This is a genomic window from Streptomyces sp. NPDC048257, assembly GCF_043201855.1.
GTDB lineage: Bacteria > Actinomycetota > Actinomycetes > Streptomycetales > Streptomycetaceae > Streptomyces.
Window position 1 is genome coordinate 172,233 of the sequence record NZ_JBICZI010000006.1, and the last position, 15,162, is coordinate 187,394.

Sequence of the window (15,162 nt, forward strand, 5' to 3'; positions counted from 1 at the left end):
CGTTGAACGAACGTGGACGAAAAGGAATCAGGCGGCATGTACGGCTGGATCTGGCGGCACCTGCCGGGAAACGCGTGGGTCCGCGCGCTGATCTCGCTCGTACTGGTCCTCGCGGTGGTCTTCGTGCTGTTCCAGTACGTCTTCCCGTGGGCCGAGCCGCTTCTTCCGTTCAACGATGTGACGGTGGACGAGGGATCGGGAGCCACTCCGTGAGCGCGCGCATTCTGGTTGTGGACAACTACGACAGCTTTGTCTTCAACCTGGTCCAGTACCTCTACCAGCTCGGCGCCGAATGCGAGGTGCTGCGCAACGACGAGGTCGAGCTCTCGCACGCGCAGGACGGCTTCGACGGCGTCCTGCTGTCCCCCGGCCCCGGTACGCCGGAGGAGGCGGGCGTCTGCATCGACATGGTCCGCCACTGCGCGCAGACGGGCGTTCCCGTCTTCGGTGTCTGCCTCGGCATGCAGTCGATGGCGGTCGCCTACGGCGGCGTCGTGGGCCGGGCGCCCGAGCTGCTGCACGGCAAGACCTCGCCCGTGGTGCACGAGGGGCTCGGGGTGTTCCGGGGACTGCCGTCGCCGTTCACCGCGACCCGCTACCACTCCCTCGCCGCCGAGCCCCCGACCCTGCCCAGCGTGCTGGAGGTCACGGCGCGGACCGAGGACGGGATCATCATGGGCCTGCGCCACCGGGAGCACGACGTCGAGGGCGTGCAGTTCCACCCCGAGTCGGTGCTGACCGAGTGGGGCCACCTGATGCTCGCCAACTGGCTGGTGCGGTGCGGTGACGCCGGTGCCGTGGAGCGGTCGGTGGGGCTGGCCCCGGTGGTGGGCAAGGCCGTCGCGTGACCGCGGTCGCGCCGTCCGCGCCCACGGAGGGCCGGGCCGCGCGACGCAGGGCAGCTCAGGAGGCCGCGAAGCAGGCCGCCAGACGCACCCGCAGGCGGGGCGGCCGGCGGCGCAGGCGCCCGGCCTCGGGCGGCCCGGTGGTCATCGCGAGCCGGCTGGGCGGGGAGCTGTTCATCACGCTGGGCCTGGTGATGCTGCTGTTCGTCGCCTACCAGCTCTGGTACACGAACCTGCTGGCGGAGCGGGTGGCGAACGGGGCCGCCGGCTCGCTGCGCCAGACCTGGGAGAAGGATCCCGGTGGCTCCGGATCCGCCGCGCCGACCGTGACGGCCTTCGAGCCCGGCCAGGGCTTCGCGATCCTCCACATCCCGAAGCTGGACGTGAAGGTCCCGGTGGCGGAGGGCATCAGCAAGCCGAAGGTGCTGGACCGGGGCATGGTCGGGCACTACGGCGAGGGCGCGCTGAAGACGGCGATGCCGGCCGACGAGCGGGGCAACTTCGCGGTGGCCGGACACCGCAACACCCACGGCGAGCCGTTCCGCTACATCAACCGGCTGGTGCCCGGGGACCCCGTCGTCGTGGAGACCCGGGACGCCTACTACACGTACGAGATGACCTCGTCGCTCGCGCAGACACCGCCGACGAACGTGGCGGTGATCCAACCCGTGCCGGAGGGCTCGGGATTCACATCCGAGGGCCGGTACATCACGCTGACCACCTGCACCCCGGAGTTCACCAGCACCTACCGGATGATCGTATGGGGCAGGATGACCGATGAACGCCCCCGCAGCCAGGGCCCGCCGCCCGCGCTGACCAGCTAAGGACGAATCAGCAGTGTCTCGTGCCCGCCGCCGCGCCGCGGCTCCGCCCGTCGGCAACCGCAGTGTGCTCGCCGGATTCCTGAGCCTGCTGGGCGAGGTGCTCATCACGGTGGGCCTGGTGCTGGGCCTGTTCGTGGCCTACTCGCTGTGGTGGACGAACGTGCTCGCGGACCGTCAGGCGTCGGCACGCGGGGACGAGATCCGCCAGCAGTGGCAGACCCCCTCACCGCAGTCCGCCGAACCGGGGGCGCTGGACACCCAGGACGGCGTCGGCTTCCTGCACGTACCCGCGATGAGGAACGGCGAGGTGCTCGTCAAGGCGGGTACCGACCCGGACACCCTCGACGACGGCGTGGCCGGGTACTACACGGAGCCGGTGAAGTCGGCCCTGCCGTGGGACGAGAAGGGCAACTTCTCGCTCGCCGCGCACCGGGACGGCCACGGGGCGAAGTTCCACAACATCGACAAGGTGAAGAGCGGCGACGCGATCGTCTTCGAGACCCGCGACACCTGGTACGTCTACAAAGTCTTCGCCGAGCTGCGCCAGACCTCGAAGTACAACACCGACGTGATCAACGCGGTCCCCAAGGACTCGGGCAGGACCGCTCCCGGCCGGTTCGTGACGCTCACGACCTGCACCCCGGTCTACACCTCGAAGTACCGGTACATCGTGTGGGGCGAGCTGGTCCGGACGGAGAAGGTGGACGCGAAGCGGACCCCGCCGGCCGAGCTGCGCTGAACACCCGGAGGGGCTGGAAGGCCCTTGTGGGCGGCGCTGATGCCTCCTGGGCCCCCGGAGACCCGTCCGCCCCGGGCGGGGCCGCAGGCGGCCGTACAGCGGCGGTCTCGCACGGGACGGCCAAAGGTCCGGCCCCCCACCCCGGGAACGGGGTGGGGGGCCGGACCTCTGCCGCTGTGCGGTCGCCGTGCCGACGGGCTGCGCTAGTTGCCGCCGCCCAGGCCGCCGATGATGCCGCGGCCGCCGTTGTCGTTGCCGCCCTGCTGCTGGCCGCCGCCCGTGAAGATGTTCACGGCCTGGCCGGAGTTGACCGGGGTGCCCGGCTGCAGGTCGGTGGCCAGCACGAACGCGTTGTCGTCCGTCGGGCCGCCGACGACGCCGACCTTCAGGTTGGCGCGCCGCAGATCGTCCTTGTACTGACCCAGCGTGCGGCCGGCGAAGTTCGGCACGGTGGTCTGCGTCGAGGCCTTGGCGATGGTGATGTTCACCGTCTTGCCGACCTCGAGCTGCTGGCCCGCCTGGAACTGCTGATCGATGACCGTGCCCGGTGCGGCGCCCGGCGATTCGGTCTCCGTCACGCTGCCGAGCCTGAGCTTGGCGGCCGTGAGGGCCGTGGCCGCCTCGTCCTTCTTCTTGCCCTTGAGGTCCGGCACCTCGGCCTTGGAGATCTCCTTGGCGACGGTCAGCGTGACGACGCTGCCCTTCTCCGCCTCGGTGCCGCCCTTCGGGTTCTGATCGAGGACGGTCCCGGCCGGGCGGTCGGACTCCTGCGGCTTGCGCTCGACCTGGAAGCCCTTCTCCTTCAGCTGCTTCTCCGCCTCGTCGAAGCTGAGGCTCAGCACGTTGAGGACCGGCAGCTTGGCCGCGCCCGCGGAGATCGTCACGGTGACCGAGGAGCCCTCGTCGACCTTGGTGTCGGCCGCGGGCTCCTGCTTGCAGACGTTGCCCTTGGGCTGGTCGTCGCAGGGCGCGTCGGCACCCTTGACGACCTTGAGGCCGACGTTGTCGCCGCTCTTCTGCGCCTGTTCGAGGGTCTGGCCGATGAGCTTGGGCACGGCGGGCCGGTTGTCGGCGCCATCGCCGAAGAGGGAGCGGCCGATGAGGATCGCGCCGACGAGGACGAGGATGCCCGCCGCGACGAGCAGGATCGTGGACGCCTTGCTCTTCTTCTGGCGGCGGTGCGGTCCCTGGTCGTAGCCGCCGTGGCCCTGGTCGCCGTAGCCGTACCCGTCGCCCGGGGGCATGGGCGGCATCATCGACGTCTGGCCACCGGGGTCGGTGGTGCGCAGGGCGGCGGTGGGCTGGTCGTAGCCCTGGTGCCCGTAGCCGTGACCCTGGTCGGGGTAGCCGTAGCCGGCCGCGCCCATGGCGGCGGTGGCGGCGACGGGCTGGCCGTCGAGGCAGGCCTCGATGTCGGCACGCATCTCGTCGGCCGACTGGTAGCGGTAGTCGGGGTCCTTGACCAGCGCCTTGAGGACGATGGCGTCCATCTCGGGCGTGATCTCGGGGTCGAAGTTCGACGGCGGCTGCGGCTCTTCCCGTACGTGCTGGTAGGCGACGGCCACGGGGGAGTCACCGACGAACGGGGGCCGGACGCTGAGGAGCTCGTAGAGCAGGCAGCCCGCGGAGTAGAGGTCGGAGCGCGCGTCGACCTGCTCGCCCTTGGCCTGCTCGGGAGAGAGGTACTGGGCGGTGCCGATGACGGCGGCCGTCTGCGTCATGGTCATGCCGGAGTCGCCCATGGCGCGGGCGATGCCGAAGTCCATGACCTTGACCTGGCCGGTGCGCGTCAGCATCACGTTGGCGGGCTTGATGTCGCGGTGCACGATGCCGGCACGGTGCGAGTACTCCAGCGCCTGGAGGATGCCGATGCACATCTCCAGGGTGCGCTCGGGCAGCAGCTTGCGGCCCGAGTGCAGCAGCTCGCGCAGCGTGGAGCCGTCGACGTACTCCATCACGATGTACGGGATGGAGATGTTGTCGACGTAGTCCTCGCCGGTGTCGTAGACCGCGACGATCGCCGGGTGGTTCAGCGACGCGGCCGACTGCGCCTCGCGCCGGAACCGGGCCTGAAAGGACGGGTCGCGGGCGAGGTCGGCACGCAGGGTCTTGACGGCGACGGTACGGCCGAGCCGGGTGTCGTGGGCGAGGTAGACCTCGGCCATGCCACCACGGCCGAGCACGTGGCTCAGCTCGTACCGGCCGCCGAGGCGACGCGGCTCTTCCATAACGTTGCAGCCCTCTCCGTCAGTCCCGACCGCACCTGTGTGTGGTCCGGCGGTGTGCTGTTCGCGCAAAGGCTACCGGCCGATCGTCCGTGATCGGTTCGTGGCCACAGGCTGATACTGGACCGGTACCGTACGCGCAGATCAGGGCGGGCTTCAGTGATCTGGGTCACCCGCTCCGGACCGTCATCCCTCGGTCACCCCTGGCTGTTGAGCACCGCTTCCATGACCGCCTTGGCGACGGGGGCGGCCAGACCGCCACCGCTGATGTCCTCGCGCTCGGCCTCGCTGTCCTCGATGACGACGGCGACGGCGACGGGCGAGGCCTTGTCCGAGGTCTCGGCGTAGGAGATGAACCAGGCGTACGGGCGCTTCTTGTTGCCCTCGCCGTGCTGCGCGGTACCGGTCTTGCCGCCGACCGTCACGCCCTTCATCTTGGCCTTGCCGCCGGTGCCGTTCTCGACGACGTTGACCATCATCTGCTGCACCTTCTCCGCGTTGGCGGCGGAGAGCGGCCGGCTCATCTCCTGCGGGTCGTGCTTCTCGATGATGTCCAGGTTGGGGGCCGTGAGGTGATCCACCATGTACGGCTTCATCAGCTTGCCGTCGTTGGCGATCGCGGCGGTGACCATGGCCATCTGGAGCGGGGTGGCGGCGGTGTTGAACTGCCCGATGGAGCTCTGGGCGTTGCCGTCCTTGCCCATCTTCTTGTCGTAGATGCTGGCGAACGCGCGGACCGGGATGTCGATCTTGTCGTTGTTGAAGCCGAACTTCTCCGCGGTCTCCACCATCTTGTCGCGGGTGACCTTGTCGCCCATGTTCGCGAAGACGGAGTTGCAGGACACCTCGAGGGCCTTGTTGAGGCTGGCCTTCTCGCAGCCCTGGGCGTGGTTGACCATCACGGTCTTGGTGCCGGGCAGGAAGTACGGCTCGGGGGTGTCCGTGGCGGCGTTGATGTCCGAGACGACGCCGTGCTCCAGCGCGGCGGCCGCGGTGACCACCTTGAAGGTGGAACCGGGCGGGTACGTCTCGCGCAGGGCGCGGTTGACGAGGTTCTTGTCCTCGCTGTCCTTCAGCTCGACCCAGGCCTTCTCGTCGTCCTTGGAGTTGCCCGCGAAGCGCGAGGGGTCGTACGAGGGGGTGGAGACCAGGGCCAGGATGGCGCCGGTGCGCGGGTCGATGGCCGCGACGGCGCCCTTCTTCTTGCCCAGCGTCTCGAACGCGGCCTTCTGGGCGGCGGGGTTCAGCGTGGTGACGACGTTGCCGCCCTGCTTCTTCTCCCCGGTGAACATGCCGATGGTGCGGTCGAAGAACAGCCGGTCGTCGTTGCCGGTGAGGATGCCGTCCTCGAGCGATTCCAGCTGGGTGGAGCCGAAGGCCTGCGAGGCGTACCCGGTGACGGGAGCCCAGAGCTCGCCCTCCGTATAGGTCCGCTTGTACTTGTAGTCGCTGCCGTCGGTGACCGAGGAGCCGGTGATCGGCTCGCCCTTGACGATGATGTTGCCGCGCTCGGTCGCGTACTGGGCGATCTGGACCCGGCGGTTCTCCTTGCGGGTGCTGAGCTCCTCGGCCTGCACGTACTGCAGCCAGTTGGTGCGGACCAGCAGGGCGAGGACGAGCAGCCCGCAGAACAGCGAGATGCGGCGCAGGGGCTTGTTCATGACGGACGGACCACCTGGGTCATCTCGGAGTCGGGGGACGGGACGGGGGCCGGTGCGGGGCGGCGGGCGGTGTCGCTGATCCGGATGAGGATGGCGATGAGGATCCAGTTCGCGAGGACGGAGGAACCGCCGGACGCGAGGAAGGGCATCGTCATGCCGGTGAGGGGAATGAGGCCCATGACGCCGCCGGCGACCACGAAGATCTGGAGCGCGAAGGCGCCGGAGAGGCCGATGGCGAAGAGCTTGCCGAAGGGGTCGCGGGCGGCGAGGGCGGTGCGGACGCCCCGTTCGATGATGAGCCCGTAGATCAGGAGGAAGGCCATCACCCCGGCGAGGCCGAGCTCCTCGCCGACCGTGGAGAAGATGAAGTCGGAGTTGGCCGCGAAGCCGATGAGGTCGGAGTTGCCCTGGCCCCAGCCGGCGCCGAGGACCCCACCGGAACCGAAGCTCATGATCGACTGGCCGACCTGCTCACAGGCACCCGAGGTGGTGTAGCAGGCGAAGGGGTCGAGCCAGGCGGTGACACGGACCTTGACGTGACTGGCGAAGGTGGCGACGACCACGGCGCCGCCGACCGACATGAGCAGACCGATGACGATCCAGCTGGTGCGCTCGGTGGCCACGTACAGCATGATCACGAACATGCCGAAGAAGAGCAGCGAGGTGCCGAGGTCGTTCTCGAAGACGAGGACGAGCAGGCTCATCGCCCAGATCATCAGGATCGGGCCCAGGTCGCGGCCGCGCGGCAGGTAGAGCCCCATGAAGCGGCGGCTGGCCAGCGCGAGCGCATCGCGCTTCACCATCAGGTAACCGGCGAAGAAGATCGCGATGACGATCTTCGCGAACTCGCCGGGCTGGATGGAGAAGCCGCCGACGCTGATCCAGATCTTGGCGCCGAAGACGTCGGCTCCCAGGCCCGGGATGACGGGCAGGATCAGCAGGACCAGGGCGCCGGCCATCGAGATGTACGTGAACCTCTGCAGGACGCGGTGGTCCTTGAGGATCAGCAGGACGGCGGCGAACAGGGCGATGGCGAGCGCCGTGTACATCATCTGGCGGGGCGCGGAGGGGGAGAACGCGCCGAAGGACCGCTTGGCGAGGTTCTGCAGGCGCTCGGACTGGTCCAGGCGCCAGATCAGGACGAGACCCAGCCCGTTGAGGAGCGTGGCCAGCGGGAGCAGCAGCGGGTCGGCGTACTTGGCGTACCGGCGCACGACGAGGTGCGCGATCCCGGCGAGGGCGCCGAGGCCGAGGCCGTAGACCACCATGCCGGGCGGCAGGGTGCCGTTGATCGCGAGGCCCACGTTGGCGTAGGCGAACATCGGGATGAGCACGGCGAAGCCGAGCAGCAGGAGCTCGGTGTTCCGCCTGCTCGGCGCCTCGATGGCCCCGATGGTGGTCGTATTGGTGACTACGCTCATGGTGTGGCAGGCCCCCTGCGCCCGCGTATGTCTACTACTTGCCGCACAGCCCGACCAGTTGCTGCTCCTCGGGAGTCAGACTGGGGGCGGGCGACTGGCTGTTCTGCGCCTCGGCCTTGCGGCGCTCCTCGTCCTTCTTGCAGGCGGAGACCTGGACGCCGAGATCGTCGAGCTTCTTCCGCGCGGCGTCGAGGCTGCCTTCGCTGATGGTGGCCTCGACCAGCTTCCGCTTGAAGGGCGGCAGGTACTTCAGTTCGATGTCGGGGCGGTCGGTCTCCACCTTGGAGAGCTCCAGCGGCCCCAGCTTCGGGCTGATGCCGCGGAAGAGCGCGACGTGCTCGCCCTTCACGCCGACGTAGAACTGGGTCTGGGTCCAGCGCCAGCCCGCGTAGAGGCCACCGCCGATGACACCGGCGACGATGAGCAGGGTCAGCGTACGGGTGGTCCACTTGCGCCCTTTGCTGCGGCGCCTGCGGGGGCGGTCGTACGTGTCCTCGTAGCCGGAGTCGGCTTCGTAGGAGTCGGCTTCGCCGAAGGTGCCGTAGCCGCCCGCGCCCTGGCCCTGGTCGGAGTACCCGTAGCCGGGTGCCTCGCCGCTGCCGGGGGGGCCGAAGGCGCCGGGGGGCGAGGCCTGACGGCCGAGGCCCGAGGCCCGGCCGGCCGGGGTCTGCATGGCGTTGCCGCCGTCGAAGAGCTGGTGCTGGTTCTCGGCGACCGCGCCGACGACCACCGGGGTGTCGTTGACCTGGGCGGCGAGGGTGTCGCCGCTGTCGGTGTCGAGGACGTCGGCGACGATGCAGGTGATGTTGTCGGGTCCGCCGCCGCGCAGCGCGAGCTGGATCAGCGACTGCACGGTCTCGCGGGGACCGTGGTAGTCGGCGAGGGTCTCTTCCAGGGTCTGGTGGGAGACGACGCCGGAGAGCCCGTCGGAGCAGATCAGGTAGCGGTCACCGGCGCGGACCTCGCGGATGGAGAGGTCGGGCTCGACGATGTCGCCACTGCCGAGCGCGCGCATCAGGAGGGAGCGCTGCGGGTGGGTGGTGGCTTCCTCTTCGGTGATGCGGCCCTCGTCGACGAGCCGCTGCACCCAGGTGTGGTCCTGGGTGATCTGCGTGAGGACGCCGTCGCGGAGCAGGTAGGCCCGGGAGTCGCCGACGTGGACGAGTCCGAGGCGCTGGCCGGTCCACAGCAGGGCGGTCAGGGTGGTGCCCATGCCCTCGAGCTGGGGGTCCTCCTCGACCATGACGCGCAGCTGGTCGTTGGCGCGCTGCACGGCCGTGGCGAGGGAGGTGAGGATGTCGGAGCCCGGGACGTCGTCGTCGAGCTGCACGAGGGTGGAGATCACCTCGGAGCTCGCGACCTCGCCGGCGGCCTGGCCTCCCATGCCGTCGGCGATCGCGAGGAGACGGGGCCCGGCGTAGCCGGAGTCCTCGTTCCCCTCACGGATCATGCCCTTGTGGGATCCGGCGGCGAACCGCAAGGACAGACTCATGCGCACCTGCCCTGTCGACGAAGCTGCCTCCGGGTACAACCGGTCTCGAGCCACACTGCCCACCCTCCGGTCGGGAGCGCGCACGGGTCCGTGTCCCCGGTGGGACGGATCGCCGCCGCGCGCTCGCTCCGCTCGCTCATTCTCGTACTACTTCCGCAGCTCGATGACGGTCTTGCCGATGCGGATCGGTGCGCCCGGCGGAATGGGCGTCGGGGTGGTCAGCCGGGTCCGGTCGAGATACGTGCCGTTGGTGGACCCGAGATCCTCGACGATCCACTGGCCGTCACGGTCGGGATAGATCCTGGCATGGCGGCTGGACGCGTAGTCGTCGTCCAGCACGATCGTGGAGTCGTGCGCGCGGCCCAGCGTGATCGTCTGGCCGGCGAGGGCCACCGTGGTTCCGGTGAGGATGCCCTCGGAGACGACGAGTTTGGTGGGTGCGCCGCGTCGCTGGCGCTGCTGCGGAGGCGCGGCCTGGCGGCCCGCCTGCTGCGGGGCGCCGCCGGCGGCGCCGCCGCCGCGACGGGAGCCGCGCTGGGTCACCCGCGTCCCGAAGAGATCGCTGCGGATGACCTGAACGGCCACGATGACGAACAGCCACAGAACGGCCAGGAAACCCAACCGCATGACCGTCAGGGTCAGCTCTGACATTGCCCCCGCTTCACCCTTCGGCTTGCCGATAAATGATGGTGGTACTGCCCACGACGATCCGCGAGCCGTCGCGGAGCGTAGCGCGGGTGGTGTGCTGCCCGTCCACCACGATGCCGTTGGTGGACCCGAGATCCTGGATCGTCGAGGGCGTTCCGGTCCGGATCTCACAGTGCCGGCGGGATACGCCGGGGTCGTCGATCCGCACGTCGGCTTCCGTGCTTCGGCCGAGTACGAGCGTGGGGCGCGAGATCTGGTGGCGGGTGCCGTTGATCTCGATCCAGTGGCGCCGGGGGCCGCCCGAGCCGGCCACGGGGGCGACTCCGACGGGTCCGCCCGGGGCGGGCCGTCGCGCGCCGGGTCCGCCCGGGGGCGGGGCGCTGGGCATGGGCGGGGCCGCGACCGGGGGATATCCGTAGCCGCCTGCCGCCTGACCGCCCTGCTGCCCGCCCTGGGGGGCCTGCGGCTGGGAGGTGCTGGAGGCGAGGGTGCGGCTGCGGACCCGGTAGAGCCCGGTGTCGAGGTCGTCGGCCTTCTCCAGGTGGACCTTGATGGGGCCCATGAAGCTGTAGCGCTGCTGCTTGGCGTAGTCGCGGACGAGGCCCGCGAGCTCGTCGCCGAGCTGCCCGGAGTAGGGGCTCAAGCGGTCGTAGTCACCGGCGCTGAGCTCGACGATGAAGTCGTTGGGTACGACGGTCCGCTCGCGGTTCCAGATGGTGGCGTTGTTGTCGCACTCCCGCTGGAGGGCTCCGGCGATCTCCACCGGCTGGACCTCGGACTTGAACACCTTGGCGAAGGTGCCGTTCACCAGACCTTCGAGTCGCTGCTCGAACCGCTTCAGAACTCCCATGGGGCACCTCCTCCGTCGTTGTCGCCCTGTACTGCTTACTGATCGTATCCACGCGTGGCGGATTCGGGTGGTTCCCCATCGCACCTGTGAGGACGAGTGTTGGTCCTCACAGGTGATCGTAGGGGCGCACCTAGGACAGTGTCCCGCACCGGGAGCGGAGTGCGGGAGGGGCCCGTCCGAGCCGGGGTGCGGGGGTGCCGGGAAAGCGATGTGAAACCACCCCGTCCACCGTGCTAATGTTTCGACGTCGCCAGGGGAACGGCCCGAAAGGGAAGATCCACTGGAGAGCTACTCGGGCGAGTGGCGGAACGGCAGACGCGCTGGCTTCAGGTGCCAGTGTCCTTCGGGACGTGGGGGTTCAAATCCCCCCTCGCCCACATCGACGAGACGGTCGTCACCGCGAAAGCGGTGGCGGCCGTTTCGCATTTCCCGGACCCGTAGCCCCGGACCCGTGGCCCCGGACCCGTAGCCCCGGTCCCCGGTCCTCGGGGGAGATCGGGACGGGCCCGCCGATTGTCCGACTTTCGTCGAAGGGAGTTGCGACGAAAGAGGGCGGCCGGGCCGGCGTGCGGGTACATAGGGTCGGGCGCGTGGATGTGAAGGCGAAGACGCGTGCCGGCCTGGACTGGCTGAAGGGCCCGGAGCCGTGGACCCGGCGGATGCTGGCGGGGGACCTGGCGCTCGGCGGCGTACTGGCCATCCTCGGGCTGGGCGTCGAGGAGCTCGACAACGCGTCCGGGCCGCGGATGCTGGCGGGCGCCGCGGTGGTGATGGCGCTGACGCTGCTGCGCCGCAGGCTGCCGGGAACCACGCTCGTGCTCGCCTCGGCGGTGATCACCCCCCTGCCCGGGGCGTTCTTCGTCCTGCCCCTGATGGGCTGGTCGGCCGGGCGGCGGATCGTCGGGGTGGGCCGCGCGCTGACCGCCTTCACGCTGGCCTTCGGGGCGGCGGTCGGCTTCAGCGTGGTGGACCAGTGGTCGCAGATGCGCCCGCTGCTGGTGATCGTGTTCTCCACGCTGATGTTCCTGGCGATGACGGTGATGCCGGGCCTGGCCAGCCGGTACTGGTCGCAGCGCCGCACCCTGCTGCGCGCCCTCCAGGAGCGCAACGGGCAGCTGCTGCGCGAGCGGGCCATGGTCGCCGGGCAGGCCAGGCTGCGCGAACGCCAGCGCATCGCCCAGGACATGCACGACAGCCTGGGGCACCAGCTGGCCCTGATCTCCGTGCACACGGGGGCGCTGGAGGTGGATCCGAAGATCACCGACCGGCAGCGCGAGGCGGTGGGGGTGCTGCGGCAGGCCTCGGTGGCCGCGATGCACGAACTGCGCGAGGTCGTCGGCATCCTGCGGGACGGGGTGGAGGCGCCCGCGCCCGTGGAGGAGGCCCAGCCCGCGGCGCGCGGGGTGGCCGGTATCGCGGGGGTCGTGGAGGCGGCGAGGGGCTCGGGGACCGACGTGCGGATGACCACGTCGGGGCAGCCGAGGCCGCTGGTCGCGGCGTGCGACCACGCCGCGTACCGGATCGTCCAGGAGGCCGTGACGAACGCGTACAAGCACGCTCCGGGGGCGCCGATCACGGTGGAGCTGCGGTTCGAGGACGACTCGCTGGTGGTGGAGATCGCCAACGGGCCGTCGGCCGGTCCGGCGTCCGAGGAGGTGGTCTCGGGCGGGCAGGGCCTGACCGGGCTGCGCGAGCGGGCCCGGCTGGTCGGCGGGATGGTCCACGCGGGCCCCGCCGAGGGCGGCGGCTTCCGGGTGGCCGGGGTCCTGCCGTACGGCGCGGAGCCGGCCGGGGTGGAGGACGTGGCCGACGACTTCGGGCAGCAGGCGCAGGCGCAGGCGCACGGCGGGGTACGGGGGCGCCGCGGCGAGCAGCCGATGGACTGGGAGGCGGTGGACCGGGAGCTGGCCGTGCGCGTGCGCAGCCGCTCCGGTGGCGTCGCGGTGGGCTGCGGGATCGCGTTCGCGGCGGTGGTGCTGCTGGTGATCGTGTTCGGTGCCGGAGCGGTGCTGCTGATGGACTCGGCGAGTGACGCGATGATCGACCGGGACGAGTTCGACGCCGTGCACGTGGGGGAGGCGGAGCAGGCCGTGCGCGACCGGCTGCCGAGCGGGGAGAACTTCATGACCGCCGGCGCCGCCCGCAAGGGGCCGCTCCGGCCGGCCGGCTCGGACTGCCTGGCCCTGCTGGCCGAGGACCAGCCGGGCGCCCTGGGAACGGACCTGATCTTCCGGTTCTGCTTCAAGGACGGCAAGCTCGTGGAAAAGCAGGAGTACGAGGTCAAGCAGTAGGAGCGCGGGTGACAGCCGAAGTGATCAGAGTGGTGATCGCCGACGACGAGCCACTGATCCGGGCCGGGATCAGGATGATCCTGACCTCGGCACCGGACATCGAGGTCGTCGCGGAGGCGGCCAACGGCAGGGAGGCGGTGGACCTGGCCCGCTCGCACGCGCCCGACGTGATGCTGCTGGACATCCAGATGCCGGTGATGGACGGGCTGACCGCGCTGGGCGAACTGCGGCGGACCGTGCCGCAGGTGCGGGCGCTGATCCTGACCACCTTCGGCGAGAAGGAGAACGTCCTGCGGGCACTGGGCGAGGGCGGCGCGGGATTCCTGCTGAAGGACTCGGCGCCGGGCGAGCTGATCGGGGCGGTCCGGGCGGCCGCGGCCGGGGACGCGTACCTCTCGCCGGGAGCGACCCGGCACGTGGTGGACCAGCTGGCGTCCGGGAAGGCCGCCGTGCGCGGCGAGCTGGCCCGGCGTCAGGTGGCGGAGCTGAGCGAGCGGGAGCGCGGTGTGCTGGCGCTGCTGGGTGAGGGTCTGTCCAACGCGGAGGCGGGCCGGCGGCTGCACATGAGCGAGGCGACCGTGAAGACGTACGTGAGCCGGATCCTGGCGAAGCTGGACTGCGAGAACCGGGTGCAGGCGGCGCTGCTGGCCAGGGACGCCGGGCTGTAGATACGGTCAGCCCGTGCGGGCAGCGATCAATGAGGTGAACGGGTGGGGGCGGCGTCGATGACGGCGATGGCGGGTCAGCGGATTCCGGACGTGGCGGGGTTCGCGCCGAGGGTGGCGGCCGGCTCTCCCAAGCAGGAGGGCAAGGCGCTGCGCGTTCGCGTGCCGCGGTCGGCGCACGCCGCGTTCGAGGCGCCGGCCGGGCGGCCGGACGCCGTGCGCGCGGTGGAGGAGTCCAACGCCGGGCGGGTCGCGGAGCTGACTCCGATACGGGTGGGCCGGATGGCCGCGAACCCGTTCGCGTTCCTGCGCGGGGCGGCCGGGCTGATGGCCCACGACCTGTCCGGCGGCCCGGTGACCGGGGTCGGCGCGCAGATCTGCGGCGACGCCCACGCGGCGAACTTCGGTCTGTACGGGGACGCGCGCGGGCGGCTCGTGATCGACCTCAACGACTTCGACGAGACCGTGTTCGGCCCGTGGGAATGGGACGTGAAGCGGCTGGCGGCCTCGCTGGTGCTGGCCGGCCGGGTGGCGGGTGCGGACGAGGACACCTGCAGGGCGGCCGCCCTGGACGCGGTGGGCGCCTACCGGCGCACCATGCGGCTCCTGTCGAAGCTGCCCGCCCTCGACGCGTGGAACGCCATTGCGGACGAGGAGCTCGTCTCGCACGCCGACGCCCGTGATCTGCTGGGAACGCTGGAGCGGGTCTCCGAGAAGGCCCGCAACAACACCTCAGCCCGGTTCGCCGCCAGGTCGACGGAGGTAGGGCCCGACGGCGGCCGCCGCTTCGTCGACGCGCTGCCGGTGCTGCGCCGGGTCGGGGACGGGGAGGCGGCGGCCGTGGCGGCTTCGCTCGGCCCCTACCTCCAGTCGCTCCAGGGCGACCGGCTGCCGCTGCTGGCCCGGTACGCGATCCAGGACGTGGCCTTCCGCGTGGTGGGCACCGGGAGCGTCGGCACCCGTTCGTACGTGGTCCTGCTGCTGGACCACCGGGGCGAACCGCTGGTGCTCCAGGTCAAGGAGGCGCGGCCCTCGGTGCTGCTGCCGCACCTGCCCGGGCTGGGCTTCGCGCCGGCCCCGGAGCAGCACGAGGGTCTTCGGGTGGTGGCCGGGCAGAAGCGGATGCAGGTGGTCTCCGACATCATGCTGGGCTGGACCACGGTCGAGGGCCGTCCCTTCCAGGTGCGGCAGTTCCGCAACCGCAAGGGCAGCGTGGATCCGGCGGCGCTGGCCGTCGACCAGATCGACGACTACGGGCGGATGACCGGCGCCCTGCTGGCCCGGGCGCACGCGCACAGCGTCGATCCGCGGCTGCTGGCCGGGTACTGCGGGAAGAACGACGAGCTGGACGAGGCGATGGCGGCCTTCGCCGTGGCCTACGCCGACCGTACCGAGGCCGATCACGCCGACTTGGTGGCGGCGGTGCGGACCGGCCGGATCGCGGCGGAGACCGGGGTCTGAGGGCGGTCCGGCGGCGATCCGGCAGAGGTCGGAAGGCGGT

The 15,162-nt window shown here is 70.7% G+C and carries 12 protein-coding genes, 1 tRNA gene and 1 pseudogene; 8 read left to right on the top strand and 6 right to left on the bottom strand.

Features of this window, described 5'->3' with window-relative positions; genetic code table 11:
• The first annotated feature begins 36 nt into the window (after positions 1–36).
• The 4 genes and pseudogenes from ACGFZK_RS16110 to ACGFZK_RS16125 all read left to right on the top strand — a co-directional run bounded on the left by ACGFZK_RS16110 (position 37) and on the right by ACGFZK_RS16125 (position 2,408).
• The gene (locus ACGFZK_RS16110) at positions 37–213 is read left to right on the top strand and encodes a hypothetical protein (protein ID WP_030011120.1); all 177 of its coding nucleotides are present in this window, start codon (positions 37–39) and stop codon (positions 211–213) included.
• Positions 210–848 carry an aminodeoxychorismate/anthranilate synthase component II gene (locus ACGFZK_RS16115; RefSeq protein ID WP_393849491.1) on the top strand — a complete coding sequence of 213 codons (639 nt, stop codon included), beginning with the start codon at positions 210–212 and terminating at the stop codon, positions 846–848. The genes ACGFZK_RS16110 and ACGFZK_RS16115 overlap by 4 nt, the downstream gene beginning before the upstream one ends.
• Positions 830–1,669, top strand: a pseudogene (locus tag ACGFZK_RS16120) (class E sortase); the annotation flags it as partial. The gene ACGFZK_RS16115 and the pseudogene ACGFZK_RS16120, both read left to right, overlap by 19 nt.
• A gap of 13 nt (positions 1,670–1,682) precedes the next feature.
• Complete coding sequence (locus tag ACGFZK_RS16125) at positions 1,683–2,408, top strand: class E sortase (RefSeq protein WP_393849492.1); 726 nt, start codon at positions 1,683–1,685, stop codon at positions 2,406–2,408.
• A 203-nt stretch (positions 2,409–2,611) separates the two neighbouring features.
• Here ACGFZK_RS16125 and pknB read toward each other — a convergent pair whose 3' ends face one another.
• From pknB to ACGFZK_RS16155, 6 genes are all read right to left on the bottom strand, one after another.
• Complete coding sequence (gene pknB / locus ACGFZK_RS16130) at positions 2,612–4,636, bottom strand: Stk1 family PASTA domain-containing Ser/Thr kinase (protein WP_393849493.1); 2,025 nt, start codon at positions 4,634–4,636, stop codon at positions 2,612–2,614.
• Between the two features lie 194 nt (positions 4,637–4,830).
• Positions 4,831–6,294, bottom strand: coding sequence for a peptidoglycan D,D-transpeptidase FtsI family protein (locus ACGFZK_RS16135; protein ID WP_393849494.1), 1,464 nt, complete (start codon positions 6,292–6,294; stop codon positions 4,831–4,833).
• Positions 6,291–7,715, bottom strand: a complete 1,425-nt coding sequence (locus ACGFZK_RS16140) for an FtsW/RodA/SpoVE family cell cycle protein (RefSeq protein WP_393849495.1) — start codon at positions 7,713–7,715, stop codon at positions 6,291–6,293. Before ACGFZK_RS16140 ends, ACGFZK_RS16135 begins: the two co-directional genes overlap by 4 nt.
• 34 nt (positions 7,716–7,749) lie before the next feature.
• Positions 7,750–9,261, bottom strand: a complete 1,512-nt coding sequence (locus tag ACGFZK_RS16145) for a PP2C family protein-serine/threonine phosphatase (RefSeq protein WP_393849496.1) — start codon at positions 9,259–9,261, stop codon at positions 7,750–7,752.
• 93 nt (positions 9,262–9,354) lie between these two features.
• Complete coding sequence (locus ACGFZK_RS16150) at positions 9,355–9,858, bottom strand: FHA domain-containing protein (RefSeq protein WP_393849497.1); 504 nt, start codon at positions 9,856–9,858, stop codon at positions 9,355–9,357.
• Positions 9,859–9,868: 10 nt separating this feature from the next.
• Positions 9,869–10,705, bottom strand: a complete 837-nt coding sequence (locus ACGFZK_RS16155) for an FhaA domain-containing protein (RefSeq protein ID WP_393849498.1) — start codon at positions 10,703–10,705, stop codon at positions 9,869–9,871.
• A 294-nt stretch (positions 10,706–10,999) separates the two neighbouring features.
• On the opposite strand from ACGFZK_RS16155, the gene ACGFZK_RS16160 reads away from it, so the two are divergent.
• The 4 genes from ACGFZK_RS16160 to ACGFZK_RS16175 all read left to right on the top strand — a co-directional run bounded on the left by ACGFZK_RS16160 (position 11,000) and on the right by ACGFZK_RS16175 (position 15,122).
• Positions 11,000–11,082, top strand: a tRNA-Leu gene (locus ACGFZK_RS16160).
• A gap of 213 nt (positions 11,083–11,295) precedes the next feature.
• Positions 11,296–12,996, top strand: a complete 1,701-nt coding sequence (locus tag ACGFZK_RS16165; protein WP_393849499.1) for a sensor histidine kinase — start codon at positions 11,296–11,298, stop codon at positions 12,994–12,996.
• A gap of 8 nt (positions 12,997–13,004) precedes the next feature.
• A complete protein-coding gene (locus ACGFZK_RS16170) occupies positions 13,005–13,664 on the top strand; it encodes a response regulator (protein WP_393849500.1) in 660 nt (219 codons plus the stop codon).
• Between the two features lie 57 nt (positions 13,665–13,721).
• Positions 13,722–15,122 (top strand): DUF2252 domain-containing protein, encoded by a 1,401-nt coding sequence (locus ACGFZK_RS16175; RefSeq protein WP_393849501.1) that lies wholly within the window; start codon positions 13,722–13,724, stop codon positions 15,120–15,122.
• The last annotated feature ends 40 nt before the right edge of the window (positions 15,123–15,162 follow it).

Excerpts from the sequence above, each read along its gene's own strand:
- ACGFZK_RS16110 (WP_030011120.1), top strand. The coding sequence starts at position 37 with ATGTACGGCTGGATCTGGCGGCACCTGCCGGGAAACGCGTGGGTCCGC.
- pknB (WP_393849493.1), bottom strand. The coding sequence starts at position 4,636 with ATGGAAGAGCCGCGTCGCCTCGGCGGCCGGTACGAGCTGAGCCACGTG.
- ACGFZK_RS16135 (WP_393849494.1), bottom strand. The coding sequence starts at position 6,294 with ATGAACAAGCCCCTGCGCCGCATCTCGCTGTTCTGCGGGCTGCTCGTC.
- ACGFZK_RS16140 (WP_393849495.1), bottom strand. The coding sequence starts at position 7,715 with ATGAGCGTAGTCACCAATACGACCACCATCGGGGCCATCGAGGCGCCG.
- ACGFZK_RS16150 (WP_393849497.1), bottom strand. The coding sequence starts at position 9,858 with ATGTCAGAGCTGACCCTGACGGTCATGCGGTTGGGTTTCCTGGCCGTT.
- ACGFZK_RS16155 (WP_393849498.1), bottom strand. The coding sequence starts at position 10,705 with ATGGGAGTTCTGAAGCGGTTCGAGCAGCGACTCGAAGGTCTGGTGAAC.
- ACGFZK_RS16175 (WP_393849501.1), top strand. The coding sequence starts at position 13,722 with ATGACGGCGATGGCGGGTCAGCGGATTCCGGACGTGGCGGGGTTCGCG.